Source organism: Streptomyces sp. NPDC043853 (assembly GCF_056436025.1).
Window position 1 is genome coordinate 494349 of sequence record NZ_JBWKDJ010000004.1, and the last position, 26607, is coordinate 520955.

Sequence of the window (26607 nt, forward strand, 5' to 3'; positions counted from 1 at the left end):
GCAAGGCACCGCCATGTCCACAGACACCCCCCACCGCGCCACAGCCGAAGCGATCCTCCCCCTCGTCGGCGGCGCAGCCAACGTCGCCGCCGTCGCCCACTGCATGACCCGCCTCCGCATCACCCTCCACGACCGCTCCCTCGTCCAGGACGAAGCCCTCAAGGCCCTCCCCGCCGTGCTGGGCGTCGTAGAGGACGACACGTACCAGGTGGTCCTCGGTCCCGGCACCGTCGCCCGCGTCACCCCCGAGTTCGAAGCGCTGGTCACCGAAGCCCGCGCCGGAAGCAACGCGCCCCACCCCCTGACCGCCGGGCAACTGGCCGACCGGGGCGCCACGTTGAAGGCGGCCCGGAAGGCACGCAACGCCACCCCCGTCAAACTCCTCCTCCGCCGCATCGCCAACGTCTTCGTCCCCCTGATCCCAGCCCTGATCGGCTGCGGCATCATCGCGGGCCTGAACGGCGTACTCGCCAACGCGGGCCTGCTGCCCGAGATCGTCCCCGCCCTCGCCGCGATCGCCTCCGGCTTCATGTCCCTGATCGCCGTCTTCGTCGGCTACAACACGGCGAAGGAATTCGGCGGGACGCCGGTCCTGGGCGGTGCCGTCGCCGCCGTCATCGTCTTCCCGGGCGTCGCGAAGATCACCGCCTTCGGCCTGTCCCTCTCCCCCGGGCAGGGCGGCGTGCTCGGCGCGCTCGCCGCCGCCCTGCTCGCCGTGTACGTGGAGAAGTGGTGCCGGACCTGGGTCCCCGAGGCCCTCGACGTCCTGCTCACCCCCACCCTCACCGTGCTGCTCTCCGGCCTGGTCACCCTCTTCGGCCTGATGTACGTCGCCGGCGAGGTCTCCACCGCCATCGGCACCGCCGCCGACCGGCTGCTCTCCACCGGCGGCGCACTCGCCGGCCTGGTCCTCGGCGGCCTCTTCCTCCCCCTGGTGATGCTCGGGCTCCACCAGGCCCTGATCCCCATCCACACCACCCTGATCGAGCAACAGGGCCACACCGTCCTGCTCCCGATCCTCGCCATGGCCGGCGCCGGCCAGGTGGGCGCGGCCGTCGCGATCTGGTTCCGCCTCCCCCGCAACGGCTCCATCCGCAGCACGATCAAGTCCGCCCTCCCCGCCGGCTTCCTCGGCATCGGCGAGCCCCTCATCTACGGCGTCTCCCTCCCCCTCGGCCGCCCCTTCGTCACGGCCTGCGCGGGCGGCGCGGCGGGCGGCGCGTTCATCGGCCTCTTCCACCAGCTCGGCGCGTCCTTCGGCGCCACCGCCATCGGCCCTTCGGGCTGGGCCCTGTTCCCCCTGCTGGACGGCAGCCCGGGCCCGCTGACCACCCTCGCGATCTACATCGGCGGCCTGCTCACCGGCTACCTGGTGGGCTTCCTCGCCACGTACTTCTTCGGCTTCACCCGGCAGATGCTCGCCGAACTCGACGCTCTCGACCCGGCCGGGGCGCCCGCCGCCCCCTCCGCCGAGGGAACGGCGAGCCCCGCAACGAGCCGCGTGGACGCCTAGGGAAGGGTGCACTCCGCGTAGGCAACGGCCGTGGCCTCACGCCTGCCTTCCTTGGAGCGAGTGGTGTCCGGGACAGCCCCGGACTTCCCCGCTCACGCACGGTGATCCGCCCCGTCACCCGCCCGGCTCAGGAAGAAACGTCTGCGCGCTTCCCGAATGGGCGATCCGGACGTTCTCGTCACATGGCCGGGTGCGGACTCGGGTGCGCCCGCTCGTGGAGTACGGCCGCCAGCCTGAGCGCCGTGTCCAGATTGCAGCGCCCCAGCTCGACCAGCGGCAGCCCGTACGAGCCCGCGGCCGAGACCGGCTCCACCCCCAGCGACGGGAACACCACACCCACCCCGTCCAGCGCACCCTTCAGCTGAGCCACGGCCTCCTCGGCCGCCTGGACCCGCTCCCTCGGCGTCAGCACCACGACGTACCACCTCTCAACTCTGTGTATCCGACTTCCGCACACAGCGTGGCGATGGGCTCGGTAGCCTTTCAAGGACGGCCACACAACAACGGCAGATGTTGGCCCGGGAGTTGCCATGGCAAGCAAGAACCTGGATCCCTCCTCCTCACCACGCGCCCTGCTCGGCTCCGAGCTGCGGGTCGCCCGCGAACGCGCCGGGAAGAGCCAGGCCGAACTCGGCGAACCGCTCTTCGTCAGCGGCTCGTTCATCGGTCAGCTCGAAGCCGGCACCCGCCGGATGCACCTCGAACTCGCCCGCCAGATCGACGACATCCTCGACACGGGCGGCTTCTTCGCCCGCAACTGCGGCGCGGCCGCGAAGTCCAAGTACCCGGACCACTTCGCGGCTGCGGCGGAGGCGGAGGCACTGGCGAACACCATCCGCGAGTACGCGCCCCTGCTGATCCCTGGGCTGCTCCAAACCGAGGCGTATGCACGCGAGGTGTTCCGCGCCTACCAGCCGACCGCGCCGGAGGCAGCCATCAACGAGTTGGTGGAACACCGACTCGCACGCGCCGCTCTCCTTTCCGACCCAACAACACCACTGTTGTGGTGCGTATTCGGCGAGACCGTGCTCCGCTGCAAGGTCGGTGGCGCGGCTGTGATGACAGAGGCCCTCGGCCACATCGTCAACCTCGCCCGCTCCCGTCGAATCATCGTGCAAGTACTCCCGTTCAGTGCTGGCGCACACGCGGCCATGGGCGGCTCCTTGCAGCTGATGTCGTTTGACGACGCTGCGCCGCTCGCATACATCCAGGGCAACGGAACAGGCCAGTTGTTCGACGATCCAGCCACGGTCTCCCGTCACTCCCTGACCTACGATCTCCTCACGGCCGGTTCGCTGCCTCCCGCGCAATCACTGGCCCTGATCGAGTCCGTGGTGGAGGGGTACGAGCATGACGCACAAGCCTGAGTACGACCTGTCGACTGCCACCTGGCACAAGTCCAGCTACAGCGACGGCAGCGGCGGCAGCTGCGTCGAGATGGCAACCTGGCGGAAATCCACCCACAGCGGCGACGGCGGCAACTGCCTCGAAGTCGCCGACGGCCATCCCGACATCGTCCCCGTCCGCGACTCCAAGCAGCCCGAAGGCCCGCACCTGACCTTCCGTACGGCCGCCTGGACCGCGTTCGTCACAAGCCTCTGAGCCGTTCCGTCAGAGCCAGCCCCGCTGGGCCGCCCGGAGGGCGGCCTCGAAGCGGCTGGACGCGCCGAGGCGTTCCATCAGGGCCGCCATCTGGCGCCGTACGGTGCGCAGGGACAGCCCGAGGCGTTTGCCCGCGGCCTCGTCGGTCAGGCCGCCGGCCAGCAGACTGAGGAGTTCCTTCCCGCCCGGGGTCAGCCCGGTCTCGGCCGGCTCCGTCCGGTCGGCGCCGAGCGGGACGGCGTTGTGCCATGCCTGCTCGAACAGGGCGGTCATCGTGGCGACGATGCCCGGCTCCCGGGTGCACAGGGCTCCGAGCTTGGTGTTGGCCGGATCGACCGGGACGAAGGGCGACCTCACGGTCCAGGACCAGCATGCGGGGCGGCAGGACCGGGGAGGTGCGGACGAGTCCGCCCTCGCGGGTCATCCACCGGGCGTAGGCGAGGGTGGCGGGGTCGTTCCGGACACTGTCCTGGTAGAGGGTCAGGAGGGAGACGCCCCGGTTCATCGCGTCCTCGTCCAGGGGACGCGATGCGTCGAGGCTGGCCTTTGACTGCGCGCCGCCGGGCATCACGGACAGGCACTCGCGGAAGACCTCCCTGCCGAGCACCTCCAGCTTGCTCCGGATCGCGTCGAGCCCGACGAGCCGCTCCGTGTTGTCGACCGTCGTGTTCGGCCGGAGATCGGCGTACTCGGCGACGGCGCGCGCCGCGGCGGCCTTGCTCCGGGCGAGCTCCTGCTGGCGGCGCAGCAGGTCCTCCTCCTGGCGGCGCAGGATCAGCTGGAGGCCCACCTCCGGACTGACCGCCCGCATCGTGCCCGGGACGTCCCGCGAGGCCCGCAGGAGTTCAAGATCGGCCAACTCGTCCAGGGCCGCCCGTGCCGCCGTCTCGCTGTTCAACTCCCCGGCCGGGCCCCAGAAAAGGGCCCGGACGGGCGCCCGCCCGACCGTCCTGAATCAACTCTTCTCACCGACCCGGGGGCACAGCCATGTCCAAGACCTCTCGCAACCTCACCGCCGCCTTCCTCACCACCCTCCTGGGCGGCGCCCTCTACATCAACACGGGACTGGGCTGGGACGTGGCCCCTGCCTCGGCGGCCTCCACCCACACCTCGGCCGTCAGCAACGGCCTCGGCTGGGACTGAGTCCATGCTCCTCGTCCACCTGCCCCTGACCACTCGTCGGGAGCGCCTGGCACGGAGGGCGAAGCCTCTCTCCTCCAGGACGCCCTCTGGGCGCACGCCGGCCCACAACACGGTCTGGAACACGTACGGGTCCGTGCCGCACGGCAGGGAATGGACGTCGTCCTCTTCGTACGGGCCGCAACCAACGCCGAAGCCCGCGCCAAAGCTTCCGCCCTGCTCTCGCAGGCACTCCGGTCGAGCTCAGCCAACGGCTACTCCGTCACCCCGCTGACCCTGACTTGACCTGACCTGACCTGACCGGTCCGACCGATTCAACCGATCCGATACCGGTCTGGCCTCGGCCTGAGGGCCGAGCGCATCACACCCCGATCTTCCGGCAGGCCCACTGCCGGGCACCTCCTCCACCGACCGCTGCTCCTGCAGGGCAGCTGTCCAGGACCGGGTGACCCGCCACCGCGCCGCCGTCCACGGCCCCGTGCCGTACCACCACCGAATCCTTCTCGGCCCTGCTGCCTCGGGCCGCCATGCCCTCTTGTACCGAACTCCGCCGGCCGTCAGGGCGCACCGGTCTGTGGGCCCGGATCAGTGTCCGGTGGTCACATCGCGCAGGAAGCGCACCAGGTCGTCCGAGCTGTAGCCCAGCCGCGGGCCGCGCTCGGCGGCCATCAGCAGGAGCTGGCCCACGATCTCCGCGCCCCATCCGTCCGTCCCGTCCTCGGACCACTCCCACAGCTTCTCGATGCCGAGGTCGTTCAGCAGCAGGCCGTGTTCGGACCTGACCTCCCGGCAGGTGTCGGCAACGGCGTCCGGCAAGCGGGCCCCCGGGCGCTCGCAGCGCAGCCCGAGATACCCGTCCATTTCCTTGACCGTGCAGCCCTCGGGGGGCCGCGCCTTGAGCGATGCGTGGGACGGATCGTCGTAGCCGAGGTTGCCCACCGGAGGGCAGTGGATCAGCGTGAACCTGTGCCGGCCCGGCGGCGGGGGGCGGCTCCGTCAGTGACCGCGGGCGGCCGTGATGAAGGCGCGGATCAGGTCCGGGGACTTCACGCCGCGCTCGCTCTCGACGCCGCTGGAGACGTCCACGCCCCAGGCGCCCGTGGTCTCGGCGGCCTCGCGGACGTTGCCCGGGTTCAGGCCGCCGGCCAGCAGCCAGTGGCCCTCGGGGGCGGTGAAGTCGGCCGCGCCCCAGTTCCAGGGCTTGCCGGAGCCCGGGTCGGGGGCGTCGATCAGCAGCAGGTCCTCGCCGTACTCGCCGGCCTTGCCGACCCGCTCGGCAGTGGCGCGGAGCAGGGTCCGGCCTTCGGCGCGCAGCGCCTCGTAGTACTCGGGCCCCTCGTCCCCATGGAGCTGGACGGCACGGACGCCGCTCTCCTCGGTGAGCCGGCGGACCTCCTCGACGGGCTGCTTGCGGAACACCCCGACGGTCAGCACCCGCTCCGGCACCCGCTCGACCAGCCGGCGCACGGTGGCGGTGTCGATCGCCCGGGGGCCGCCCGGCGCGAACACGAACCCAACGGCATCCGCCCCGGCCTCGACGGCGGTGTCGACGTCCAGCTCGGTCTTCAGCCCGCAGATCTTGACGAAGAGGGGGGTCGGGGTGTGCTCGCTCATACCCCGAGTCAACCAGGTGACCACCAGCCCCTGCATCCCCCGTCTCACAATGGGCCAGGTCGCCCGCCCGGGCGCTACGGTACGGACCCGGGCGGGGCCACCCACTCCACCCGCTGTCCGGTGACGGCCGCGATGGTGTCGTAGTCGGCGTCGTAGTGCAGCACGGTCGCACCGTGCTGTTCCGCCGTGGCCGCGATGAGCAGGTCCGCCACCGAGGCCGCACGGTGGTGCCCCTTCTGCGCCAGCAGCGCCTGGACCTCGACCGAGCGCGCTCCGATCTCGTCCGTGAGCGGCAGCCACTCGAATCCCAGCCGGGCGGAACGGGCACGCGCATGGTCCTCGGCGTTCCGCGTGCTGTAGAGGACTTCCAGGTCGACGACCGCACAGGTAGCCACCAGCCCCCGCTCGATGAGTGGAAGGAGCCGGGACTTCACCTCGGGATGCTTGAAGCGCGCCCAGGCGCTCTTGTCGACGAGGTACCGGGTTACCGCCATGCCTCCCCCATCACCGCGGGGTTTCCCAGGTCGTCGAGCGCGCCTTCCTCCAGCATCTCCACGAAGCGGCGCCGACGGGCCGCCGCCACGAACTCCGCCAGTGCTCCATTGATGGTGGCCCGCTTTGTCGTGGTGCCCAGTATTTCGGCGGCCTCCGCGAGCAATGCGTCATCAAGGTCGACCATGGTGCGCGACATCGGGACCTCCAGGCATACGAATGGAGCGATTCTTTATGCCAAGGCTAGCTGAACGCACCCGCCTGGACACCCGGAACGCCCGAGGGCGGTATCCCCGGATGGGGATACCGCCCTCGGATCAGGAACGGCTGATCGGGCCCGGAGGCGTCGATCAGAAGTCCATGTCACCGCCCGGCATGCCGCCCGGAGCGGCCGCGGCCTTCTCCGGCTTGTCGGCGATGACGGCCTCGGTGGTCAGGAACAGGGCCGCGATGGAGGCCGCGTTCTGCAGGGCGGAACGGGTCACCTTGGCCGGGTCGATGATGCCCTCGGCGATCAGGTCCACGTACTCGCCGGTGGCGGCGTTGAGGCCGTGACCCGGGGTGAGGTTGCGGACCTTCTCCACCACGACGCCGCCCTCGAGGCCGGCGTTCTCGGCGATCTGCTTCAGCGGGGCCTGCAGCGCCAGCTTGACGGCGGCGGCACCGGTGGCCTCGTCACCGTCGAGCTCCAGCTTCTCGAAGACCGAGGAGGCCTGCAGCAGGGCCACGCCACCACCGGCGACGATGCCCTCCTCGACGGCCGCCTTCGCGTTGCGGACGGCGTCCTCGATGCGGTGCTTGCGCTCCTTGAGCTCCACCTCGGTCGCGGCACCGGCCTTGATGACGGCAACGCCACCGGCGAGCTTCGCCAGGCGCTCCTGCAGCTTCTCGCGGTCGTAGTCCGAGTCGGAGTTCTCGATCTCGGCGCGGATCTGGTTGACGCGACCGGCAACCTGGTCGCTGTCACCGGCACCGTCGACGATCGTGGTCTCGTCCTTGGTGATGACGACCTTGCGGGCGCGGCCGAGCAGGTCCAGGCCCGCGTTCTCCAGCTTGAGGCCGACCTCCTCGGAGATGACCGTGCCGCCGGTGAGGATGGCGATGTCACCGAGCATGGCCTTGCGGCGGTCACCGAAGCCCGGGGCCTTGACCGCGACGGAGCGGAAGGTGCCGCGGATCTTGTTGACGACCAGGGTCGACAGGGCCTCGCCCTCGACGTCCTCGGCGATGATCAGCAGCGGCTTGCCGGACTGCATGACCTTCTCCAGCAGCGGAAGGAGGTCCTTCACGTTGCTGACCTTGGAGTTGACGATGAGGATGTAGGGGTCCTCGAGCGCCGCCTCCATGCGCTCCATGTCGGTCGCGAAGTACGCCGAGATGTAGCCCTTGTCGAAGCGCATGCCCTCGGTGAGCTCGAGCTCCAGACCGAAGGTGTTGGACTCCTCGACGGTGATGACGCCTTCCTTGCCGACCTTGTCCATGGCCTCGGCGATGAGCTCGCCGATCTGGGTGTCGGCGGCGGAGATGGAGGCCGTGGAAGCGATCTGCTCCTTGGTCTCGACATCCTTCGCCTGCTCCAGCAGGGCGCCGGAGACGGCCTCGACGGCCTTCTCGATGCCGCGCTTCAGGGCCATCGGGTTGGCGCCGGCGGCCACGTTGCGCAGGCCCTCGCGGACCAGGGCCTGGGCCAGAACGGTCGCGGTGGTCGTACCGTCACCGGCGACGTCGTCCGTCTTCTTGGCGACTTCCTTGACCAGCTCGGCGCCGATCTTCTCGTACGGGTCCTCCAGCTCGATCTCCTTGGCGATGGAAACACCATCGTTGGTGATCGTGGGAGCGCCCCACTTCTTCTCGAGGACGACGTTGCGGCCCTTGGGGCCAAGCGTGACCTTGACGGCGTCGGCGAGCTGGTTCATGCCGCGCTCGAGACCGCGCCGGGCCTCCTCGTCGAACGCGATGATCTTGGCCATGTGAAGTGGTCCTCCCGGACTGGGGTGGATTGCCTTCGGACCGCGCCCGGCGCCCGCGACGGACGGCTTGCGCACCTGACGGTTCCTTCCCGCCCGGCCCGCGAGCCTCACCGACTCGGTCCTCGTCTTTATCACTCTCACCCGGAGAGTGCTAACGCCAATGATTAGCACTCGACCCCCTCGAGTGCAAGCGCCTGCGAAGCAGGCTCATTGAGGGGTGGCGGTCGGGCGACGGGTGGGCGCAAGCGAGTCAGGCGAGCTGTGGACATCGCCCGGACAAGACTCAGGCAGGAGCGCCGGCGGACACCGGCGGACGCGCGAGGGGCCCGCATCCCTGTCCGGGATACGGGCCCCTCGCGGGTACGTCTGTCGGTGGTCGAACGCCGTTGGATCAGACCTGCGCGAGCTTGACCATGTCAGCCTGCGGGCCCTTCTGGCCCTGCGAGATCTCGAACTCGACCCGCTGACCCTCTTCAAGGGTGCGGTACCCGTCCATCTGGATGGCGCTGTAGTGGACGAACACATCCGCACCACCGTCGACCGCGATGAAGCCGTAGCCCTTCTCCGCGTTGAACCACTTGACGGTGCCCTGAGCCATGCCTAACTCCCCTATTACTGGCCCTTGCGCAGGATCACACTTCGCGATCCCGGGTCATAACTTGCGTCGGAACGCGTCGACCGCGGCTGAATGTATCCGGACCGGAGCTGTCTGCAACAGGTCATTCCGACGAGAAATCTGGACATGCGGAAAGGCCGAAATAGTCGGAAAATTTGCCATACTCCTGGGCAACACGGGCCTGACAGAAGGCGCCAATGCCCCATATCGCACACGCACATTGGCCCGATGTCGACCATGGAAGCGCCCGTTCATATGCGGCGGGCAAGAACAGCGGAGGGGGCTTCCCCAACTCTACCGCGCCCAATCAAGCAGAATTGCCCCCTCCGCTTTTGCGGAAGGGGCAATTCAGGGGTTGCGCGTGTCAGCTACCGACGGGTCACCGAGGCTTCACCGCCGAGCCGGCATCAGGTCGCCGTAATGGCGCCGGGATTCAGCAGCCGCCCGCGACGGCCGGGATGATGGAAACTCCGGCACCGTCCGGCGTCGCCGTCTCCAGCCCGCCCTCGAAGCGCACGTCGTCGTCGTTGACGTAGACGTTCACAAAGCGGCGCAGCTTGCCCTGGTCGTCCAGGACGCGCGCGGCGATGCCCGGGTGGTTCTGCTCCAGGGAGTCGATGACCTCGGCGAGGGTCGTGCCCTCGGCGGGCACCTCGGCCTGGCCGCCGGTGTAGGTGCGCAGGATGGTGGGGATGCGGACGTTGACGCTCATGGCGACACTGCCTTTCCGGTAGTGCGTAGGGGGTGGTCAGGCCAGGCCGGCGGCGCGGAACGCGTCCAGGCTGGGGCGGATGACGGCGGTCTGGCCGGTGTCCCCGGCGACCGCGTCCAGGGTCTTGAGGCCGTCACCGGTGTTGAGGATGACGGTGGTCAGCGCAGGGTCGATCTGCCCGTTCTCGATGAGCTTCTTCGTGACGCCGACGGTCACGCCGCCCGCGGTCTCGGCGAAGATGCCCTCGGTCTGCGCGAGCAGCTTGATGGCCTCGACGACCTGCTCGTCGTTGACGTCCTCCACGTAACCCCCGGTGCGGCGGGCGATGTCGAGCACGTACGGGCCGTCCGCCGGGTTGCCGATCGCCAGGGACTTGGCGATGGTCTTCGGCTTCTGCGGGCGGACCACGTCGTGACCGGCCTTGAAGGCGGTGGAGACGGGCGAGCAACCCTCGGCCTGGGCGCCGAAGATCTTGTACGGCTTGTCCTCGACCAGACCCAGCTTGATGAGCTCCTGCAGACCCTTGTCGATCTTCGTGAGCTGCGAGCCGGAGGCGATCGGGATCACGATCTGGTCGGGCAGCTGCCAGCCGAGCTGCTCGCAGATCTCGTACGCCAGGGTCTTGGACCCCTCGCCGTAGTACGGGCGGAGGTTGACGTTGACGAAGCCCCAGCCCTCGCCCAGCGGGTCGCCGATGAGCTCGGAGCAGAAGCGGTTGACGTCGTCGTAGTTGCCCTCGATGCCGACCAGGTCGCCGCCGTACACCGCGGCCATGACGACCTTGCCCTGCTCCAGGTCGTGCGGGATGAACACGCAGGACCGGAAGCCGGAGCGGGCGGCCGCGGCGCCGACGGCGCCGGCCAGGTTGCCGGTGGAGGAGCAGGACAGGGTGGTGAAGCCGAAGGCGCGGGCGGCCTCCACGGCGATCGCGACGACGCGGTCCTTGAAGGAGTGCGTCGGGTTGCCGGAGTCGTCCTTGACGTAGAGCTTGCCAGTGACGCCCAGCTCCTTGGCCAGGTTGTCGGCCTGGACCAGCTTGGTGAAGCCCGGGTTCAGGTTCGGCTTCTCCGCCACGTCGGCCGGGACGGGCAGCAGCGGGGCGTACCGCCAGATGTTGTTGGGGCCGGCCTCGATCGCGGCGCGGAGGGCCTCGACGTCTTCAGGAGATCCAGTGCCGACGGGCAGGTCGTACGCCACCTCGAGCGGGCCGAAGCACTCGGCGCACGCGAAGATGGGGCCGAGGTCGAAGCGGGTGCCGCACTCGCGACAGGAAAGCGCGGCGGCGGGTCCGAGATCGACAGAGGTGGCGACAGTCTGTGCAGCCATGATGGCGAGGCCCTTTCTCCTCATCTTCCTCGTGACGCACTTCGCCACGAGACGGATTTGGCACCTTCCCTAGCCGGGGACCTCGCTGCGTGACGCATCGCGAGACCGACTGGAGGGTTGCCGGGGCTTCAACGGGCCGTTTCCCTCTGCCCCTCTGGATGAGCGGTATGGCTCCGGGCCGCGCGCTCTATGGCGCACCCGGGCGTTTGTCTGCGCCGTACCCCGGCATGCGGAGGTCCAGCGCGTTGTTCAAGACTGTAACCGAAGGTGCGGGCGGGTGAGACAGCTGTCCGAACCGCGAGATGGATCACGTTTGGGGAGTACCGGAGTGCTGCAAGAGGTGGAGCGCTGGCTGGCAGACCGCTCCTGGTCCGCCGCCGACAGGCCGCTCGACCAGCTGTTTTCCGCCAAGCGGGCGGCCGGGACGACGGTCAGCGTGGTGCTGCCCGCACTCGACGAGGAACCCACGGTCGGGGAGATCGTCGAGGTGATCCGGCGGGACCTGATGGACGGGCTGCCGGTCCCTCTGGTCGACGAGCTGGTGGTGATCGACTCCGGTTCCACCGACCGGACCGCCGAGGTGGCCGCCAAGGCGGGCGCCCGCGTGGTGCACCGGGACGAGATCCTGCCCCGGATACCCGCCCTGCCCGGCAAGGGCGAGGTGCTGTGGCGCTCGCTGCTCGCGACCACCGGCGACATCGTCTGCTTCGTCGACGCCGATCTGCGCGACTTCTCCTCCGTTTTCGTCTCCGGGATCCTCGGCCCGCTGCTGACCGACCCGGAGATCCAGTTCGTCAAGGCGATGTACGACCGCCCGCTCGCCGGCGGCGGTCCCGGTGCGGCGGGCGGCCGTCCCGGTGCGGCCGAACAGGGGGGCAGGGTGACCGAGCTGGTCGCCCGCCCGCTGCTCAACCTGCACTGGCCGCAGCTGGCCGGCTTCGTGCAGCCGCTGGGCGGCGAGTACGCCGTCCGCCGGTCCCTGCTGGAACGCCTCCCCTTCCCGGTCGGCTACGGCGTGGAGCTCGGACTGCTCGTCGACGCACTGCACACGGTCGGCCTGGACGCCCTCGCGCAGGTCGACGTGGGCGTCCGGCTGCACCGCCACCAGGACGGCCGTGCGCTGGGCCGGATGGCCGCCGCGATCTACCGCACCGCACAGGTACGGCTGTCCCGCGGCCATCTGGTCCGGCCGGTCCTGACCCAGTTCGAGCGGGGCCCGGACGGCTTCGTTCCGCACACCTACCCGGTGGACACGGAGGAGCGGCCGCCGATGTGCGAGATCGAGGAGTACCCGTCCCGCCGCGTCGCGTGAGGACGGCCACACCACCCACAACCCGGCGCAACGGACGTTTGAGCGAGCGCGGGCCGGGCTAGGTTCGCCGCATGGCTTCCCAGCTCCTCGTCGCAGCGAACCGTGGCCCGCTCTCGTACGACCTCTCCGCCGACGGCACACTCGGCGCCCGGCGCGGCGGAGGCGGGCTGGTCTCCGGCCTGTCCGCCGCGCTCGACGGGCAGCCGGACGCCCTGTGGATCTGCGCGGCGCTGAGCGAGGGCGACCGCGAGGCGGTCCGCCGGGGCGTGTCCGAGCCGGGCGTCCGCATGCTGGTCATCGACCCGGACGTCTACCACGAGGCGTACAACGGCATCTCGAACTCGGTGCTCTGGTTCACCCACCACGGGCTGTACGACATCCCGCACGCGCCGGTCTTCGACGCGGAGTTCCGGCGCCGCTGGGCCTCGTACCGCACGTACAACCGGGCCTTCGCGGAGGCGCTGGCGGCGGAGGCCGCCGAGGGCGCGGCCGTGCTGGTCCAGGACTACCAGCTGTCCCTGGTCCCGGGGATGCTCCGGGAGCTCCGGCCGGACCTGCGGATCTCCCACTTCACGCACACGCCGTGGGCCTCGGCCGACCAGCTGTGGATGCTCCCGGACGACATCCGCGAGGAACTCCTCTGGGGCCTGCTGGGCGCCGACGAGCTGGGTTTCCACACCTGGGGATGGTCGGCGGCGTTCATCCGCGGCGCGCACATCGACAGCGCGAGCGGCACGGCGGACGGGGTCTGGCCGACCGGGGACCCCTGGCGCGGGGTGCACCACCGGCGGGCCGGCGGGCCGCGGCGCAGCACCCGGGTGGCGGTGTACCCGCTGGGAGTGGACGGGGAGGAACTGCGCCGGCTGGCCCACCGGCCGGAGGTGGACGACCGGCTGGCCGCGCTGCGGGCCGACATCGGCGACCGGAAGACCATCGTCCGCGTCGACCGCACCGAACTCTCGAAGAACATCGTCCGCGGCCTCCTCGCCTACCGGGAGCTGCTGGCCGCGCACCCCGAGTGGCGCGGCGAGGTGGTCCACCTGGCCTCGGCCTACCCCTCCCGGCAGGACCTGGCGGTCTACCGGGACTACACGGCGGCGGTCTCCCGGTTGGCGCTGGACATCAACGCGGAGTTCGGCACGGCGGACTGGCAGCCGGTGCTGGTCTCCGTGCAGGACGACTTCGCGCGGTCGCTGGCCGCCTACCGGCTGGCCGACGTCGCACTGATCAATCCGCTGCGGGACGGGATGAACCTGGTCTCCAAGGAGATCCCCGTGGTCTCCGAGCAGGGCTGCGCGCTGGTGCTGTCGACGGAGGCGGGCGCGTACGCGGAGCTCCGCGAGGACGCGCTCGGGGTGAACCCGTACGACGTCTCGGCGACGGCGGAGGCCCTCCACCGAGCCCTGTCCATGCCGGCCGCGGAACGCGCGGACCGTACGAAACGGCTGGCTGCCGCCGCCACCGCGCTCCCGCCCTCGGCCTGGTTCAAGGCCCAGCTGGACGCGCTCCGCGCGGTGTAGGGCCTAGGGGGGCGCGGTCGGTCAGACGACGGCCGCGGCGAGGGCGGAGAGGAAGGCGACGACATCCGCGGGGCCGCCCAGGACGAGGTCGGCCCGGGCGGCCAGTTCGGGCACTTCCGCGGAGCCGCTGCAGACCAGGAGGCCGGGCCGGCCGTCGGCGCGGCGTTTTTCCACTGCCGCGTACGCCGCGAGGTCGCCCAGGTCGTCGCCCGCGTAGACGACGGCCTCCGCGTCGACCTCGGCGAGGTATTCGGTCAGGGCGACGCCCTTGTCCGTGCCCGGCGGGCGGAGCTCCAGGACGGCGCGGCCGGGCTCGACCATCAGCCCGTGCTTGCGCGCCAGCTCTTCGAGCGGTTCTCGGAGGGCCGCGAAGGCCGCGGCCGGGTCCTCCGTGCGGCGGGTGTGGACCGCCAGGGCCCGGCCCTTCTCCTCGATCCAGGTGCCCTGCCAGGCGCCGATGGAGTCGAGGTAGCCCGGGAGCTCGGCCCGGACCGCGGCCACGCCCGGGTGCTCGGCGGGGGCCTGCACACTGCCGCTGACCGCGTCCCAGCGCTCCGCCCCGTAGTGGCCGAGCACGACGAGGTGCTCCAGGCCGGACGCGCCGGCGAAGCCGCCGTAGCGGACGGCGACCCCGGCCGGACGGCCGGTGATCACCGCGACGGAGGCGACCTTCGGCGCGAGCTCGGACAGTGCCGGGACGGCGCCGGGATGGGCGCGGGCCTGGTCGGGGTCGGGAACGATGTCGGCGAGGGTGCCGTCGAAGTCGAGCGCGACCACGGAACGGCGGGGTGCGCGGAGCAGGGCTTCCAGGCCCTCGCGTCCGGCGGCGGTGACGGGCATCGGCAGGTCGTGCGGATGGCTCCCCATGCGATTGACCCTACCGGGGGGCCATGTGCTCCGCCCAGGGTTCGCGGGAAGGGGGGCTTGGCTCGCGGAGCGGGCTTCAGGCCCGAGCCGGGCTCCGGCTGGGCGGGGTACAAGCCGCCGGGCGGGGGTGTCCCGGTGTGCCCACCCGTCCCGCCCTGCGGGACGCCTGCCCACACCGGGGCGGGACGACTGCCCACACGGCGGCGGGGTTGCCCGCGCCGGGGCGGTCAGCGCCGGGCGCGTCTGGCGTCGCGGATGCGGCGGAGGCGGTTGACCGTGCCCGGGGCGTGGGCCAGGGCGCGGGGGTCGTCCATGAGGGCGTTCAGCAGCTGGTAGTAGCGGACCGGGGTCAGGCCGAGGCCCTCGCGTATCGCCCGCTCCTTCGCGCCCGGACCGGGCCAGCTGCGGCCCTCGTACGCGAGCACGGCGGCTTCGCGTTCCGAGAGCGGCGGCTGGTCGTCGGCGGTCATACGGTCCAACATATCGCCGGGCTCCGACACCCGGACGGCCCTGCCCGGCGGCCGACCCCGGCGGCCGGCCGCCGGCCGGTCAGCGGCCGGTCAGCGGCCGGTCAGCGGCCGCCGTCCGCCGCGTGGGCCTTCGCCGCGAGCTCCTCCAGCGTCTTGGCCGGCGAGGCCGGGGCGGGGCGCAGGGCCGAGCCGATGTTCTGCTTGACGTCCTCGCTGACGGCGGCCCAGGACTTCTTGTTCACGGGGTAGAGCCGGGCGGTGGGCAGGGCCGGCAGGAAGGTGCGCAGCCGCCCGCTGTGGACTCCGGTGCCGCGTTCCATGGCGTGGTAGCCGCTGGTGGTGGCGGGCAGCAGGCCGTGGGTCTCGGTGAACTTCGTGACGTTCTCCGTGGTGAACAGGTGGTCCAGGAACTTGCCGGCCTCCTTGCGGTGGCCGTTGCGGAAGGCCATCACCCAGTCCGCGACGCCCATCGTGGAGTGCGGTTCCCCGTCCACCGTGGGCATCGGCACCATGCCGTACGCCACGCCCTTGGCCTCGGCCTGCTTCATCAGGGCGGGGTGCCCGTTGAGCATGCCGGCCTCGCCGCGGGTGAACGCGGCGAAGGCGGCCTGCCGGTCCAGCTTGCCGGGTTCGACGGGGCCGGTCAGGCCGGGCTCGACGAGCTTGTCGCGGAGCCATTCGAGGGTGCGGACGTTGGCCGGGGAGTCGATGGCGTAGCGCTCCTCGGTGTCGGTGTAGCCGCCTCCGCCGGCGAGCAGCCACAGCATGGTCTCGGCCTGGGCCTCCTCGCGGCCGAGCGGCAGCGCGAAGGGCGTCTTCACGCCCTTCGCCTTGAGCTTCCTCGCCGCCGACTCCAGGTCCGCCCAGGTCTTCGGGTGCCACTCGGCGCCTTCGCCCTTGCCGGTGATGCCCGCCTCGGCGAAGAGCGCGCGGTTGTAGAACAGCAGTCGTGTGCTGGCCACGAACGGCATGCCGTACTGGACCTTGTCGACCATGCCGGCGTCGGCGAGCGGCCCGAGGAAGTCCGCCTCGGTGCGGACCGAGAGCAGTTCGTCGGCCCGGTAGAGCTTCCCGTCCGCCGCGTAGTCGGCGTAGGCGCCGATCTGCGCGATGTCCGGGGCCTTGCCGGCCTCGACCATCTCGGCGACCTTGGCGTCGACCTCCGACCAGGAGTAGACGCTGACGTCGACCTTGACGCCCGGATTGGCCTTCTCGAAGTCGGTGGCGAGGGTCTTCCAGTAGGCGGCGGAGGAATTCTGCGGACTGTCGCCGTAGTCGGCCGCCACGACCCGGAGGGTCACCTCGTTGTCCCCACTGGAGGCGAGGGCTCCGCAGCCCGCCGTCAGCGTCATGGTCAGGCACAGCGCGGCAGCCGTCGCGGCGGCCTTTCGGTAACGGCCCTGCACAGCTCTCGATCCACCCCAGGTTGTCCGTACGATGCTCATAAGGTCTACACCACTTCGGCCGTTCACCCACAACCGGAGCGGTCCTTTTGTATGGCCGCTCAACAAACCCCCTCAATGGACTAGACCTTTCCCCTTCCGGCACGCGAGACTGTCCACCGTGAAACCCGTGAAACACGTCATCGCCCTCGATGTGGGCGGCACCGGGATGAAGGCCGCCCTCGTCGCCGAGGACGGCTCCCTGCTGCACGAGGCGCGCCGCGCGACCGGCCGCGACCGGGGCGCCGACGCCGTCGTCGAGTCGATCCTCGGCTTCGCCGCCGACCTCCGCGCCCTGGGCGCCGAGCGGTACGGCACCGCCGCCGCGGCGGCCGGCGTCGCCGTCCCCGGCATCGTCGACGCCGACCGCGGCATCGCCGTCTACGCCGCCAACCTCGGCTGGCGTGACGTCCCCCTGCGCGAGCTGCTCAGCGCGCGCCTGGCGGGGATCCCGGTCGCCCTCGGCCACGACGTACGCGCCGGCGGCCTCGCCGAAGGCCGCATCGGGGCCGGCCGGGACGCCGACCGCTTCCTGTTCGTCCCGCTCGGCACCGGCATCGCCGGCGCCATCGGCATCGACGGCCGCATCGAGGCCGGCGCCCACGGGTACGCCGGCGAGATCGGCCACATCGTGGTCCGCCCCGGCGGCCCCGAGTGCGGCTGCGGCCAGCGCGGCTGCCTGGAGACCCTGGCCTCCGCCGCCGCCGTCTCCCGCGCCTGGGCGGCCGCCTCCGGCGCCCCCGGCGCGGACGCCGCGGACTGCGCGAAGGCCGTCGCCTCCGGCGACCCGGCGGCCGCACGGGTCTGGCAGACCGCCGTCGACGCCCTCGCCGACGGCCTGGTCACCGCCCTCACCCTGCTGGACCCGCGCACGCTGATCATCGGTGGCGGACTCGCCGAGGCCGGGGAAACCCTGTTCACACCGCTACGGACGGCCGTCAGGGAACGCGTGACGTTCCAGCGGCTCCCCCACATCGTGCCGGCGGCCCTCGGGGACACCGCCGGATGCCTGGGCGCAGGGCTGCTCGCCTGGGACCTACTCGCCACGGAGGTACCTGCCTGATGTCCGGAAGCGCACACAGCACCGTTCTCTCCGGGGCCACGGTGGTGCTGCCCACCGGCACCGTCCGAGGCGGCCGGGTCATCGTCACCGGCGAGCGGATCGCCGGCAGCGCACCCGAGGGCGCGGCGCACCTCGACCTCTCCGGCCACTGGCTCGTCCCCGGCTTCGTGGACATGCACAACCACGGCGGCGGCGGCGCCTCCTTCACCTCCGGCACCGCCGAGGAGGTCCTCCGGGGCGTCCGCACCCACCGCGCGCACGGCACCACCACCCTGATCGCCTCCACCGTCACCGGCGACCTCGACGAACTGGCCCGCCGGGCCGGCCTGCTCGCCGAACTGACCCAGCAGGGCGACATCGCGGGCGTCCACTTCGAGGGACCGTTCATCAACCCCTGCCGCAAGGGCGCGCACAAGGAGTCCCTGCTCCGCGACCCCGACCCGGCCGAGGTCCGCAAGCTGGTCGACGCCGCGCACGGAACGGCCAAGATGGTCACCCTCGCCACCGAGCTCCCCGGCGGCCTGGACTCCGTACGGCTGCTCGCCGACCACGGGGTGATCGCCGCGATCGGGCACACCGACTCCACGTACGAACAGACCCGGCAGGCCATCGACGCGGGCGCCACCGTCGCCACCCACCTGTACAACGCGATGCCGGGCCTGGCGCACCGCGAGCCCGGCCCGATCGCCGCGCTCCTGGAGGACGAGCGGGTCACCGTCGAGCTCATCAACGACGGCACCCACCTGCACCCGGCCGCCCTGGAACTGGCCTTCCACCACGCCGGCGCCGAGCGGGTCGCGCTGATCACCGACGCGATGGACGCGGCCGGCTTCGGCGACGGCACCTACCACCTCGGCCCGCTGGAGGTCGAGGTCAAGGACGGGGTGGCCCGGCTGGTCGAGGGCGGCTCCATCGCCGGCTCCACCCTCACCCTGGACACCGCCTTCAAACGGTCCGTCACCATCGACCGGCTGCCGGTGGAATCGGTGGTCCAGGCGATCTCCGCGAACCCGGCCAGGCTCCTCGGCCTCTACGACCAGGTCGGCTCCCTGGAACCGGGCAAGTACGCCGACCTGGTCGTGCTGGACGCCGAATTCGACCTGAAGGGCGTCATGCGGCGCGGCGAATGGATCGTCAGCCCCATCGGCTGAGCGGGTAGTCGGCGAAGCCGGCCGGACCGGGGGGTGGGCGGACCGCACCCCGGTTTGGCATGATCCCGGCACCGGGCGGACCGGGCCGGGGCGCGAGCGCCGTCGGCGGCCTGCCCTGACGAAGCCGACCGCCCGGGGGGTGCCGATGATCCTGACCGTCACGCTGAACACCGCACTGGACCTGACGTACCACGTGCCGCGGCTGGCACCGCGGTCCTCGCACCGGGTCTGCGAGGTCCGCGAGCGGCCCGGTGGCAAGGGCGTGAACGTGGCCCGGGTCCTGGCCGCGCTGGGACACGAGGTGACGGTCACCGGCTTCGCGGGCGGGCCCGTCGGCGAGGTGCTGCGCGGCACGCTGGGCGCGGGCGTACGGGACGCACTGGTCGGCTGCGCCGGGAACACCCGGCGGACGGTGGCCGTGGTGGACGCCGCCTCGGGCGACACCACCCAGTTCAACGAGCCCGGCCCGCCGATCGCACCGGCCGAGTGGGCCCGCTTCCTCACCCGCTACGACGAGTTGGTCCGGGAGGCCGAGGCGGTCGCGCTGTGCGGCAGCCTGCCGCCCGGCGTCCCCGTCGGCGCCTACGCGGTCCTGGTCCGGCAGGCCCGTGCGGCCGGGGTCCCGGTCCTGCTGGACACCAGCGGCGAGGCACTGCGCCGGGGCGTCGCCGCCCGCCCGGACCTGATCAAGCCGAACACCGCCGAGCTGGCGGAGCTGACGGGCGCCCGGGACCCGCTCCCGGCCGCGCTGGCGGCCCGCCGGCGCGGCGCCCGCGCGGTGGTCGCCTCGCTCGGCCCCGGCGGCCTGCTGGCGGCCACTCCGGAGGGCACCTGGCAGGCGGCCCCGCCGCGCGCCCTGGCCGGGAACCCCACGGGTGCGGGCGACTCGGCGGTCGCGGGCCTGCTGTCGGGCCTGGCGGAACGCCTGGACTGGCCGGAGCGCCTGGCCCGCGCGGTGGCCCTGTCGGCGGCGACCGTCGCGGCGCCGGTGGCGGGAGAGTTCGACCCCCGCACCTACGAACAGGTACGGGGGTCGGTGGAGGTGACGGCCGGTCAGCCGGTCAGCCGCTGATCCCGGTCAGCCGCTGATCCCGATCAGCCGTTGGTCAGCCAGAATTGGTCGATGTTGGCGTTGCACTTGTTGCCCGCCTCGCACGACAGCTTGATGGTGTTGGTGCCCTCCTTGAGCTCCACCTGGCCCCAGGTGCTCTGCCAGCCCTTCTCCCAGTCGCCCTGCGGCTGCTTGGAGAAGTTGTGCAGCCGGACCGGCGACGAGTTGGGCTTGCCGTTGATCGTCAGCGTGCCGTTGGCGTCCTCGCCCGGGATGCCGTACCGGATGTAGAAGCGGTACGTGCCGCCCTTGGGCAGGTCCAGGGTCCAGGTCACGGCCGCGCCGACCTGGTTGAACTGGCCGACGTACTGGCCGCTCGCGGACCTGGCGCCCTTCACCGTGCTGTCCAGCTTGGCGCCGCCGGAGATGGCCATGCCCGGGCCGCCCGCGTCACCCTTGGGCAGCTTGTCCGCGGGCTTCTCCGACGCGCTGGGCTCGGGGCTCGCCGAGTTGTTCTGCGGCTGGGGCGACTGGGTCTGGCCGGTGCCGGCGGTGGTCTGGGTGCCGGACGTGTTGTCCTTGTCACCCTTGTCGCCGAAGGCCAGCGCGGCACCGATGCCGATGACCACCGCGCCGACCACCGCGATCGCGGCGATCAGCAGGCCGCGCCGGCCGGAGCCGCCACCGCCGCCGTGCGAGGCGATCGTCTGCGTCTGGTGCTGCGGGGGCTGCTGCTGCGGCGGCACGCCGTAGCCGCCGGCGGCGATCGCCTCGGGCGCGGCGTAGTGCGGCTGGGGCTGCGGCGGAACACTGCCGCGCTGGCCGCCGTACGTCCGCTCGCCGACCGTGCGCACCTGGTTGTACGAGGTCCGGGGCACGCCCGGCTGCGGGCCGGCCTGACCACCGGCCGACGGACCGGGGTAGCCGTACCCACCGCCCGGCGGCGGGGTGGCTCCGGCAGCCTGGCCGTCCGCGTAGAGGTAGCCGAACGGATCCTCGTCCTCGGGCTTGTTCGCGGGCGTGGTCATCGCGGGTCACTCCTTTCGACCCACGGGAGCCTACCCCGAACACGTGCGCCCACGGGCTCCGGATCCACTCAGCCGGCCCGTCGATGTGCCTTGGAACGCGACCTTTTCTCGATGTACATCCGCTGGTCGGCCGAGCGCAGCACTTCCTCCGCGGACATTCCGCAGCTGGCCCAGCCGATGCCGAAACTGGCGCCCACCCGCACCGCACGGCCGTCCACGCGGATCGGCGGGATGATCGCGTTGCGCAGCCGGACGGCGAGATCGGCGGCGTCGGCGGCACCCAGGCCGTCGGCGAGGACGACGAATTCGTCACCACCCAGCCGGGCGACGGTGTCACCGTCCCTGACGCCCGTCGTCAGCCGCCGCGCCACCTCGATGAGCACCGCGTCACCGGTGTGGTGGCCGAACCGGTCGTTGATCGATTTGAAGCCGTCCAGGTCGCAGAAGAGCACGGCGAGGCCCTTGCTGCCGTCGTCGACGTCGGCGGGCGGCGCGACGGCGTGCACGTGGTGGTCGTACGCTCCGCCGCCGGGGCCGGCGGCCGCGGGAGCCGGGGCCGCGGGGATCTCGAAGGGGTCGGGGTACCCGTCGCCCTGGCGGCCCTCGCCCGGGTACCCGCCGGAGGGGAGGCGGTCCGCTTGGTACGCCTCCCCGGCGTAGCCGTTCCCCTGGTACCCGTCCTGGTACGCATCGCGCTGGTAGCCGGCGCTCTCGCTCTGATATCCGTCGGCCTGGTACCCGTCACCCTGGTGGGCGCCGGGCCGGAACCCGTGCTCGCCGGTGCCGGGGGCGGCCGGGCGGCCCTCGTAGGCCGCGTCCAGTGCCTCCACGGCGCCGGACCGCACGGAGTGCGGACGGCGGCACAGCCGCGCGGCGAGCCGGGCGCGCAGTTCGGCGCTGTTGGGGAGGCCGGTCAGCGAGTCGTGGCTGGCCCGGTGCGCGAGCTGCAGCTCGTGCCGCTTGCGCTCCTCGATGTCCTCGACGTGGGTCAGCAGGAACCGCGGCCCGTCGGCGGCGTCGGCGACGACGGAGTTGCGGAGCGAGACCCACACGTACGTGCCGTCGCGGCGGCCCAGCCGCAGCTCGGCGCGACCGCCCTCGGCGGAGGTGCGCAGCAGGGTCCCGATGTCCTCGGGGTGGACCAGGTCGGAGAAGGAGTAGCGGCGCAGCACGGAGGCGGGCCGACCGAGCAGTCGGCACAGCGCGTCGTTGGTGCGCAGCAGCCGGCCGTGCTGGTCCCCGCCCATCTCGGCGATGGCCATGCCGCTCGGCGCGTACTCGAACGCCTGCCGGAACGACTCTTCGCTGGCGCGGAGCGCCTGCTGCTCCCGTTCCAGCCGGACCAGGGCGCGCTGCATGTTCGCGCGGAGCCTGGCGTTACTGATCGCAATGGCCGCCTGGAAGGCGTACATCTGCAGCGCTTCGCGCCCCCACGCCCCGGGGCGGCGCCCGTTGCGCGGCCTGTCGACCGAAATGACCCCGAGCAGTTCGCCGCCCGAGGCGTACATCGGCGCGTAGAGCCGGTCCTCGGGGTGCCATTCGTCGTGGAAGCGCGGTTCGGGGCCGTCGGTGTGCCACTGCGGCACGTCGTCCTCCAGCAGGACCCAGCCCTCGGTGTGCGGGATGAAGCGCAGGCCGTCCCAGGACTCGCCCATGGCGAGCCGGCGGTCCCAGGAGGTGCGGGAGCCGACACGTCCGGTGATCAGGGCTTCGGCGGCGGGGTCCCCGGCGAACGCGGCGACGACGAGATCACCGTCGGGGCGGACGAGGTTGACACAGGCGAGTTCGTAGCCGAGGCCCACGACGATGCCGTCGACGACGGTCTGCAGGGTGTCCGCCAGGCTCCGAGCCGTGTTGAGTTCGGCCACCACCTGATGGAGCTGCCGCAGGGTCGCAAGGCGGACGTACGGCTCCGACTCGGTCTCCATTGCTCGCTCTCCCCGAGACCTCGACAGCAACTCCAGGTTCGTCATCGGCGTTTCGTTGCGGTGTCCCGTCCACTGAATCACAGTGAGCTGTGCGCCAGGTACACAGGGTCAACAAATCTTGCCCTCTGTGAGTCAAGTCACACGGTATGAAAAGACGGCCGTCCGGCGGCCTGGAGCGCTCCCCTTCATTCCCCGGCGCAAACGACGGTACGCAGGGCCTGGGACCCCGCTCCGACCTTGGTCTCCCCGAGGGTCCGACCGGAGCCCGATGCGGGGCGCGGGAGCCTGAGACTAGCGTTCGGAACGTGCCGAACACGAGACCTGAGACCCTTCATGCTGAAGGCGTGAGCGAAGACGAGTTCCGCGCCGCCATGTCACGGCTGGCCGCGGGTGTGGTGCTGGTGACCGCACAGGAGCCGCCCTTCGGCGAGGACGTCGGCATGACCGCGACCGCCTTCATGTCCGTGTCCCTGGACCCGCCGCTGGTGCTGGTGAGCGTGCGCGAGGGCTCCCGGATGGACGACCTGCTGGCCGAGCAGCCGCTGTGGGCGGTGTCGGTCCTGGCGGAACACCAGCGACAGGTGGCGGGCCGGTTCGCGATGAAGGGCCGGATCAGCGACCGGCTGTTGTTCGCCGATCTCCCCTACGTGCGCGGGGAACTGAGCGGCGCCCCGCTGATCGGCGGCGCCCTGGCCACCCTGGAGTGCCGTACGGAGTCCAGGACGGCGGCCGGGGACCACACCCTGGTGGTCGGGCGGGTGCTGAACGCCTCCGTACGGCCGGGCGAGGCGGGACCGCTGGCGTACTTCCGGGGGCGGTACCGGCAACTGGGCGCATAGCGGCGGGGGAAGGGGCTGCAGGAAGACACTCCGTACGGCTGGCGGCCGTCCGGCGGCCGTCCGCCGTACGGCCGGCTACCAGTCGCGGCCGGTCCGGCCCCGCTTGGTCTCGGCGCGCGCCTTCTTCTCCCGCAGGCGCCGCTCGTTGATGCCCCGTGGGATCTTCGTCGCCCGGCGCGGCTTCGGCGGCGGCGCGGTCGCCTCGGCCAGCAGCGAGGCGAGACGGACCAGTGCCATCTCGCGGTTGCGCAGCTGTGAGCGGTGCTCCGAGGCGCGAACGGTGAGCACCCCGTCCACCAGCCGAGGGGCGAGCCGCTCCAGCGCCCGCTGCTTCCAGACCTCCGGAAGCACGGACGTGGCGGCGAGGTCGAAGAGGAGCTCCGCCTTGGAGTCGGAGGTGTTCACGTGCTGCCCGCCGGGCCCCGAGGAACGCGAGAAACGCCACCGGAGCTCGGCCTCGGGCACCACGACCGAACCGCGGATGACATAGGGACCAGGCATGCCCTCATGGTCGCGCCCGCGCGCCGTCCCCGTCACCTCCATTTCGCCGGACGTTCCGACCGTCACTCGGCTGCCTGGAACCTTCCCTCCCCCTCGCCGCGTTATGACAGTCAGCGATAGCTTGACCACCCCGGCCCCGCAGCCGGTTCTGAGGTCATGGTTCGAGGAATTCGAGGAAAGGGACATCCGATGGCGGTAAGCCTGTCCAAGGGCGGCAACGTCTCGCTCACCAAGGAGGCACCGGGCCTCGGCGCGGTCACGGTCGGGCTCGGCTGGGACGTCCGTACGACGACCGGCGTCGACTTCGACCTGGACGCGTCGGCCATCGCGGTGAACGCGACGGGCAAGGTCGTGTCCGACGGCCACTTCGTCTTCTTCAACAACAGGTCCACCCCGGACCAGACCATCGTCCACACCGGTGACAACCGCACCGGCGAGGGCTCCGGCGACGACGAGGCGATCAACGTCAACCTCGCCGGGCTGTCCCCCGAGGTCGACCGGATCGTCTTCCCGGTCTCCATCTACGACGCGGACTCCCGCAGCCAGAACTTCGGCCAGGTGCGCAACGCGTACATCCGCGTGGTCAACCAGGCCGGCGGCGCCGAGATCGCCCGCTACGACCTCTCCGAGGACGCCGCGACGGAGACCGCCATGGTCTTCGGCGAGCTCTACCGCAACGGCGCCGAGTGGAAGTTCCGCGCGGTCGGCCAGGGTTACGCCTCCGGCCTGACCGGCATCGCCCAGGACTTCGGCGTCAACGTCTGATCCCTGGTCCACCCGCGCGCAGCGCACCGTGGCGGAATCCCCTTCCCAGCCGTCCGGGGAGGGGCTCCGCCACTCGGTGACCTCGCTGTCGCTGTCGCTGTCGGCGTCGGCGTCGCTGTCATCTCGCCGCCGTCGCTGTAGCTGTAGCTGTAGCTGTAGCTGTAGCTGTCACCGTCGCTGTAGCTGTCGCCGTCGGCGTCGCCGTCGCCGTCGCCGTCGGGCAGGCTCCCGGGCGGTCGTGCCGGGGCGCTCAGCCCTTGGGCTTGCCGGTCCCGTACAGCCAGTTCTTCCAGACCTGCTTGTCCAGGTCCTTGCCGGTCCGCTGCTCGGTGTAGGCCACGAAGGCGGCGGTGTCCGCATTGCCGTGCCGGTGCTCGCGGGCCCAGCCCTTCACCAGGTCGAAGAACTTCTCGTCCCCGACCTCCTGCCGGATCCGGTGCAGCACCATCGCACCCCCGTAGTACACGGGGTCCTCGGAAATCACCTCCGCGGACGGCGGGTTCGCCGGCGGGAAGTCCCCCCACTTCGCGTCCGCGGACGGATCGACCGTCGTGTCGCCCTTCCGGAAGGCCTGGAAGCGCTCCTCCGCGGTGAGCCCGCCGTGGTCCTCCGACCACAGCCACTCCGCGTACGTGGCGAAGCCCTCGTTGAGCCACATGTCCTTCCAGGACTTCGGCGACACCGAGTTGCCGAACCACTGGTGCGCCATCTCGTGCACCACCAGGTCCACGGTCGGCGCGCCCGGATAGACCGGCCGGGTCTGCGTCTCCAGCGCGTACCCGAGGGCGTCCGGCTCCTCGACGACCGCGCCCGCGGCCGAGAACGGATAGGGCCCGAACCTGCGGCTCCCCCAGTCCACGATGTCGGGGATCTTGCCGAGCGCCTCGGCGCTCGCCGCCGCCTCCCCCGGCACGACCGCGGTGTACACCGGGATCCCGGACGCGGTGGTACCGGTGGAGACGCGGTACTTCCCGATGGCGGCGATCGCCAGATAGCTCGCCATCGGCTCCGCGCTCCGCCACCGGAACACGGACGTGCCGTCCGTGTCCTTCTCCGTCCTGGACTCCAGCCGCCCGTTGGACACCGCCTCGTAGCCCTTGGGCACGGTCAGCGAGATGTCGTACGCGGCCTTGTCGCTCGGGTGGTGGTTCCCCGGGAACCAGGCCATCGACCCGACCGGCTCACCGACCCCGAGGGCCCCGTCCTCGGTCGGGATCCAGCCCTCCTCGGACCCGTCCGGGTCGCTCACCGTCCTCGGCTTCCCCGAGTACCGGACGACCGTACGGAACACCTCGCCCTTCTTCAGGTCCGCCGTCGGGCGGACCGTCAGCTCCTGGCCGGTGCGGTTGAACCGGGCGGGGGCGCCCTGGACCTTCACGTCCGCCACGTCCAGCCCGGACAGGTCGAGGTTGAAGGAGCTCAGCCCCTGCGTGGCACGGGCCGTGATGACGGCGGTGCCGGACATCGCGCCGTCGTCGGGCCGGTAGTCGATCGACAGGTCGTAATGCCGGACGTCGTACCCGCCGTTCCCCGCCTTCGGGAAGAGGAGATCCCGCAGCCCGGAAGCACCGGGCCGCCCCTGCACCGTGCTGCCCGTGCACGCCGTGGTGAGGGCGAGCAGGGCGGCGGTGACGGGGGCGGCGGCCCGGAAGAACGTACGGTTGTCCACCGCACGATCTTAAAAC

At 71.5% G+C, this 26607-nt stretch carries 28 protein-coding genes and 1 riboswitch; of the genes, 11 read left to right on the plus strand and 17 right to left on the minus strand.

What is annotated here, in order from left to right; translation table 11 throughout:
- The first annotated feature begins 13 nt into the window (after positions 1-13).
- The gene (locus tag AC067U_RS14435) at positions 14-1513 is read left to right on the plus strand and encodes a PTS transporter subunit EIIC (RefSeq protein ID WP_478829978.1); all 1500 of its coding nucleotides are present in this window, start codon (positions 14-16) and stop codon (positions 1511-1513) included.
- 178 nt (positions 1514-1691) lie between these two features.
- Here AC067U_RS14435 and AC067U_RS14440 read toward each other — a convergent pair whose 3' ends face one another.
- Positions 1692-1928 carry a hypothetical protein gene (locus AC067U_RS14440; protein WP_478829979.1) on the minus strand — a complete coding sequence of 79 codons (237 nt, stop codon included), beginning with the start codon at positions 1926-1928 and terminating at the stop codon, positions 1692-1694.
- A 115-nt stretch (positions 1929-2043) separates the two neighbouring features.
- On the opposite strand from AC067U_RS14440, the gene AC067U_RS14445 reads away from it, so the two are divergent.
- Together AC067U_RS14445 and AC067U_RS14450 are read left to right on the plus strand one after the other, a co-directional pair.
- Complete coding sequence (locus tag AC067U_RS14445; RefSeq protein ID WP_478829980.1) at positions 2044-2880, plus strand: helix-turn-helix domain-containing protein; 837 nt, start codon at positions 2044-2046, stop codon at positions 2878-2880.
- A complete protein-coding gene (locus AC067U_RS14450) occupies positions 2864-3115 on the plus strand; it encodes a DUF397 domain-containing protein (protein ID WP_478829981.1) in 252 nt (83 codons plus the stop codon). Before AC067U_RS14445 ends, AC067U_RS14450 begins: the two co-directional genes overlap by 17 nt.
- Before the next feature lie 9 nt (positions 3116-3124).
- On the opposite strand, the gene AC067U_RS14455 is transcribed toward AC067U_RS14450, so the two are convergent.
- Positions 3125-3472, minus strand: coding sequence for a response regulator transcription factor (locus AC067U_RS14455; protein WP_478829982.1), 348 nt, complete (start codon positions 3470-3472; stop codon positions 3125-3127).
- A gap of 630 nt (positions 3473-4102) precedes the next feature.
- Here AC067U_RS14455 and AC067U_RS14460 point away from each other — a divergent pair.
- The gene (locus AC067U_RS14460) at positions 4103-4258 is read left to right on the plus strand and encodes a hypothetical protein (RefSeq protein WP_478829983.1); all 156 of its coding nucleotides are present in this window, start codon (positions 4103-4105) and stop codon (positions 4256-4258) included.
- A gap of 582 nt (positions 4259-4840) precedes the next feature.
- Here the strand turns inward: AC067U_RS14460 and AC067U_RS14465 are convergent.
- The 8 genes from AC067U_RS14465 to thrC all read right to left on the minus strand — a co-directional run bounded on the left by AC067U_RS14465 (position 4841) and on the right by thrC (position 10985).
- On the minus strand, positions 4841-5194 hold the full coding sequence (locus AC067U_RS14465; protein WP_478829984.1) for an amidase: 354 nt from the start codon (positions 5192-5194) through the stop codon (positions 4841-4843).
- A gap of 57 nt (positions 5195-5251) precedes the next feature.
- Positions 5252-5869 carry a phosphoribosylanthranilate isomerase gene (locus tag AC067U_RS14470; protein WP_478829985.1) on the minus strand — a complete coding sequence of 206 codons (618 nt, stop codon included), beginning with the start codon at positions 5867-5869 and terminating at the stop codon, positions 5252-5254.
- A 74-nt stretch (positions 5870-5943) separates the two neighbouring features.
- The gene (locus tag AC067U_RS14475; protein ID WP_478829986.1) at positions 5944-6363 is read right to left on the minus strand and encodes a PIN domain-containing protein; all 420 of its coding nucleotides are present in this window, start codon (positions 6361-6363) and stop codon (positions 5944-5946) included.
- Positions 6354-6560 (minus strand): type II toxin-antitoxin system VapB family antitoxin, encoded by a 207-nt coding sequence (locus AC067U_RS14480; RefSeq protein WP_365113488.1) that lies wholly within the window; start codon positions 6558-6560, stop codon positions 6354-6356. The genes AC067U_RS14475 and AC067U_RS14480 overlap by 10 nt, the downstream gene beginning before the upstream one ends.
- Positions 6561-6711: 151 nt before the next feature.
- Positions 6712-8331 (minus strand): chaperonin GroEL, encoded by a 1620-nt coding sequence (gene groL, locus AC067U_RS14485; protein ID WP_365113486.1) that lies wholly within the window; start codon positions 8329-8331, stop codon positions 6712-6714.
- Between the two features lie 391 nt (positions 8332-8722).
- Positions 8723-8929 carry a cold-shock protein gene (locus tag AC067U_RS14490; RefSeq protein ID WP_365113484.1) on the minus strand — a complete coding sequence of 69 codons (207 nt, stop codon included), beginning with the start codon at positions 8927-8929 and terminating at the stop codon, positions 8723-8725.
- Positions 8930-9380: 451 nt separating this feature from the next.
- Positions 9381-9659: a ubiquitin-like small modifier protein 1 gene (locus AC067U_RS14495; RefSeq protein WP_478829987.1), complete on the minus strand. Its 279-nt coding sequence runs from the start codon at positions 9657-9659 to the stop codon at positions 9381-9383.
- 36 nt (positions 9660-9695) lie between these two features.
- Positions 9696-10985, minus strand: coding sequence for a threonine synthase (gene thrC / locus AC067U_RS14500; protein ID WP_478829988.1), 1290 nt, complete (start codon positions 10983-10985; stop codon positions 9696-9698).
- A 17-nt stretch (positions 10986-11002) separates the two neighbouring features.
- Positions 11003-11150: riboswitch (SAM riboswitch) on the minus strand.
- 163 nt (positions 11151-11313) lie between these two features.
- Between thrC and AC067U_RS14505 the strand changes: the two genes are divergently transcribed.
- Both AC067U_RS14505 and AC067U_RS14510 read left to right on the plus strand, forming a co-directional pair.
- Positions 11314-12297, plus strand: a complete 984-nt coding sequence (locus AC067U_RS14505; protein WP_478829989.1) for a glucosyl-3-phosphoglycerate synthase — start codon at positions 11314-11316, stop codon at positions 12295-12297.
- A 71-nt stretch (positions 12298-12368) separates the two neighbouring features.
- Positions 12369-13817: an alpha,alpha-trehalose-phosphate synthase (UDP-forming) gene (locus tag AC067U_RS14510; RefSeq protein ID WP_478829990.1), complete on the plus strand. Its 1449-nt coding sequence runs from the start codon at positions 12369-12371 to the stop codon at positions 13815-13817.
- A 21-nt stretch (positions 13818-13838) separates the two neighbouring features.
- Here AC067U_RS14510 and otsB read toward each other — a convergent pair whose 3' ends face one another.
- From otsB to AC067U_RS14525, 3 genes are all read right to left on the minus strand, one after another.
- Positions 13839-14684, minus strand: coding sequence for a trehalose-phosphatase (gene otsB / locus AC067U_RS14515; RefSeq protein ID WP_478829991.1), 846 nt, complete (start codon positions 14682-14684; stop codon positions 13839-13841).
- Positions 14685-14911: 227 nt separating this feature from the next.
- Positions 14912-15154, minus strand: coding sequence for a DUF3263 domain-containing protein (locus AC067U_RS14520; RefSeq protein ID WP_478829992.1), 243 nt, complete (start codon positions 15152-15154; stop codon positions 14912-14914).
- 101 nt (positions 15155-15255) lie between these two features.
- The gene (locus tag AC067U_RS14525; protein ID WP_478829993.1) at positions 15256-16560 is read right to left on the minus strand and encodes an ABC transporter substrate-binding protein; all 1305 of its coding nucleotides are present in this window, start codon (positions 16558-16560) and stop codon (positions 15256-15258) included.
- Between the two features lie 205 nt (positions 16561-16765).
- Here AC067U_RS14525 and AC067U_RS14530 point away from each other — a divergent pair, with 205 nt between their 5' ends.
- The 3 genes from AC067U_RS14530 (at position 16766) to AC067U_RS14540 (ending at position 19882) form a co-directional block, all read left to right on the plus strand.
- Positions 16766-17659, plus strand: a complete 894-nt coding sequence (locus tag AC067U_RS14530; RefSeq protein ID WP_478830124.1) for an ROK family protein — start codon at positions 16766-16768, stop codon at positions 17657-17659.
- On the plus strand, positions 17659-18810 hold the full coding sequence (gene nagA, locus AC067U_RS14535) for an N-acetylglucosamine-6-phosphate deacetylase (RefSeq protein ID WP_478829994.1): 1152 nt from the start codon (positions 17659-17661) through the stop codon (positions 18808-18810). Before AC067U_RS14530 ends, nagA begins: the two co-directional genes overlap by 1 nt.
- A gap of 145 nt (positions 18811-18955) precedes the next feature.
- The gene (locus tag AC067U_RS14540) at positions 18956-19882 is read left to right on the plus strand and encodes a 1-phosphofructokinase family hexose kinase (RefSeq protein ID WP_478829995.1); all 927 of its coding nucleotides are present in this window, start codon (positions 18956-18958) and stop codon (positions 19880-19882) included.
- A 23-nt stretch (positions 19883-19905) separates the two neighbouring features.
- Here the strand turns inward: AC067U_RS14540 and AC067U_RS14545 are convergent, their stop codons facing one another.
- Positions 19906-20889 (minus strand): carbohydrate-binding protein, encoded by a 984-nt coding sequence (locus tag AC067U_RS14545; RefSeq protein WP_478829996.1) that lies wholly within the window; start codon positions 20887-20889, stop codon positions 19906-19908.
- A 68-nt stretch (positions 20890-20957) separates the two neighbouring features.
- Entirely contained in the window at positions 20958-22817 is a 1860-nt protein-coding gene (gene cdgB / locus AC067U_RS14550) for a diguanylate cyclase CdgB (protein WP_478829997.1), read from the minus strand.
- 305 nt (positions 22818-23122) lie between these two features.
- Here cdgB and AC067U_RS14555 point away from each other — a divergent pair, with 305 nt between their 5' ends.
- Positions 23123-23656, plus strand: coding sequence for a flavin reductase family protein (locus tag AC067U_RS14555; RefSeq protein WP_478829998.1), 534 nt, complete (start codon positions 23123-23125; stop codon positions 23654-23656).
- Positions 23657-23731: 75 nt separating this feature from the next.
- On the opposite strand, the gene arfB is transcribed toward AC067U_RS14555, so the two are convergent.
- Positions 23732-24157 (minus strand): alternative ribosome rescue aminoacyl-tRNA hydrolase ArfB, encoded by a 426-nt coding sequence (gene arfB / locus AC067U_RS14560; RefSeq protein ID WP_478829999.1) that lies wholly within the window; start codon positions 24155-24157, stop codon positions 23732-23734.
- Between the two features lie 189 nt (positions 24158-24346).
- Between arfB and AC067U_RS14565 the strand changes: the two genes are divergently transcribed.
- Positions 24347-24922 carry a TerD family protein gene (locus AC067U_RS14565; protein ID WP_478830000.1) on the plus strand — a complete coding sequence of 192 codons (576 nt, stop codon included), beginning with the start codon at positions 24347-24349 and terminating at the stop codon, positions 24920-24922.
- Between the two features lie 250 nt (positions 24923-25172).
- On the opposite strand, the gene AC067U_RS14570 is transcribed toward AC067U_RS14565, so the two are convergent.
- Positions 25173-26591, minus strand: a complete 1419-nt coding sequence (locus AC067U_RS14570; protein WP_478830001.1) for a M1 family metallopeptidase — start codon at positions 26589-26591, stop codon at positions 25173-25175.
- Positions 26592-26607 lie beyond the last annotated feature (16 nt).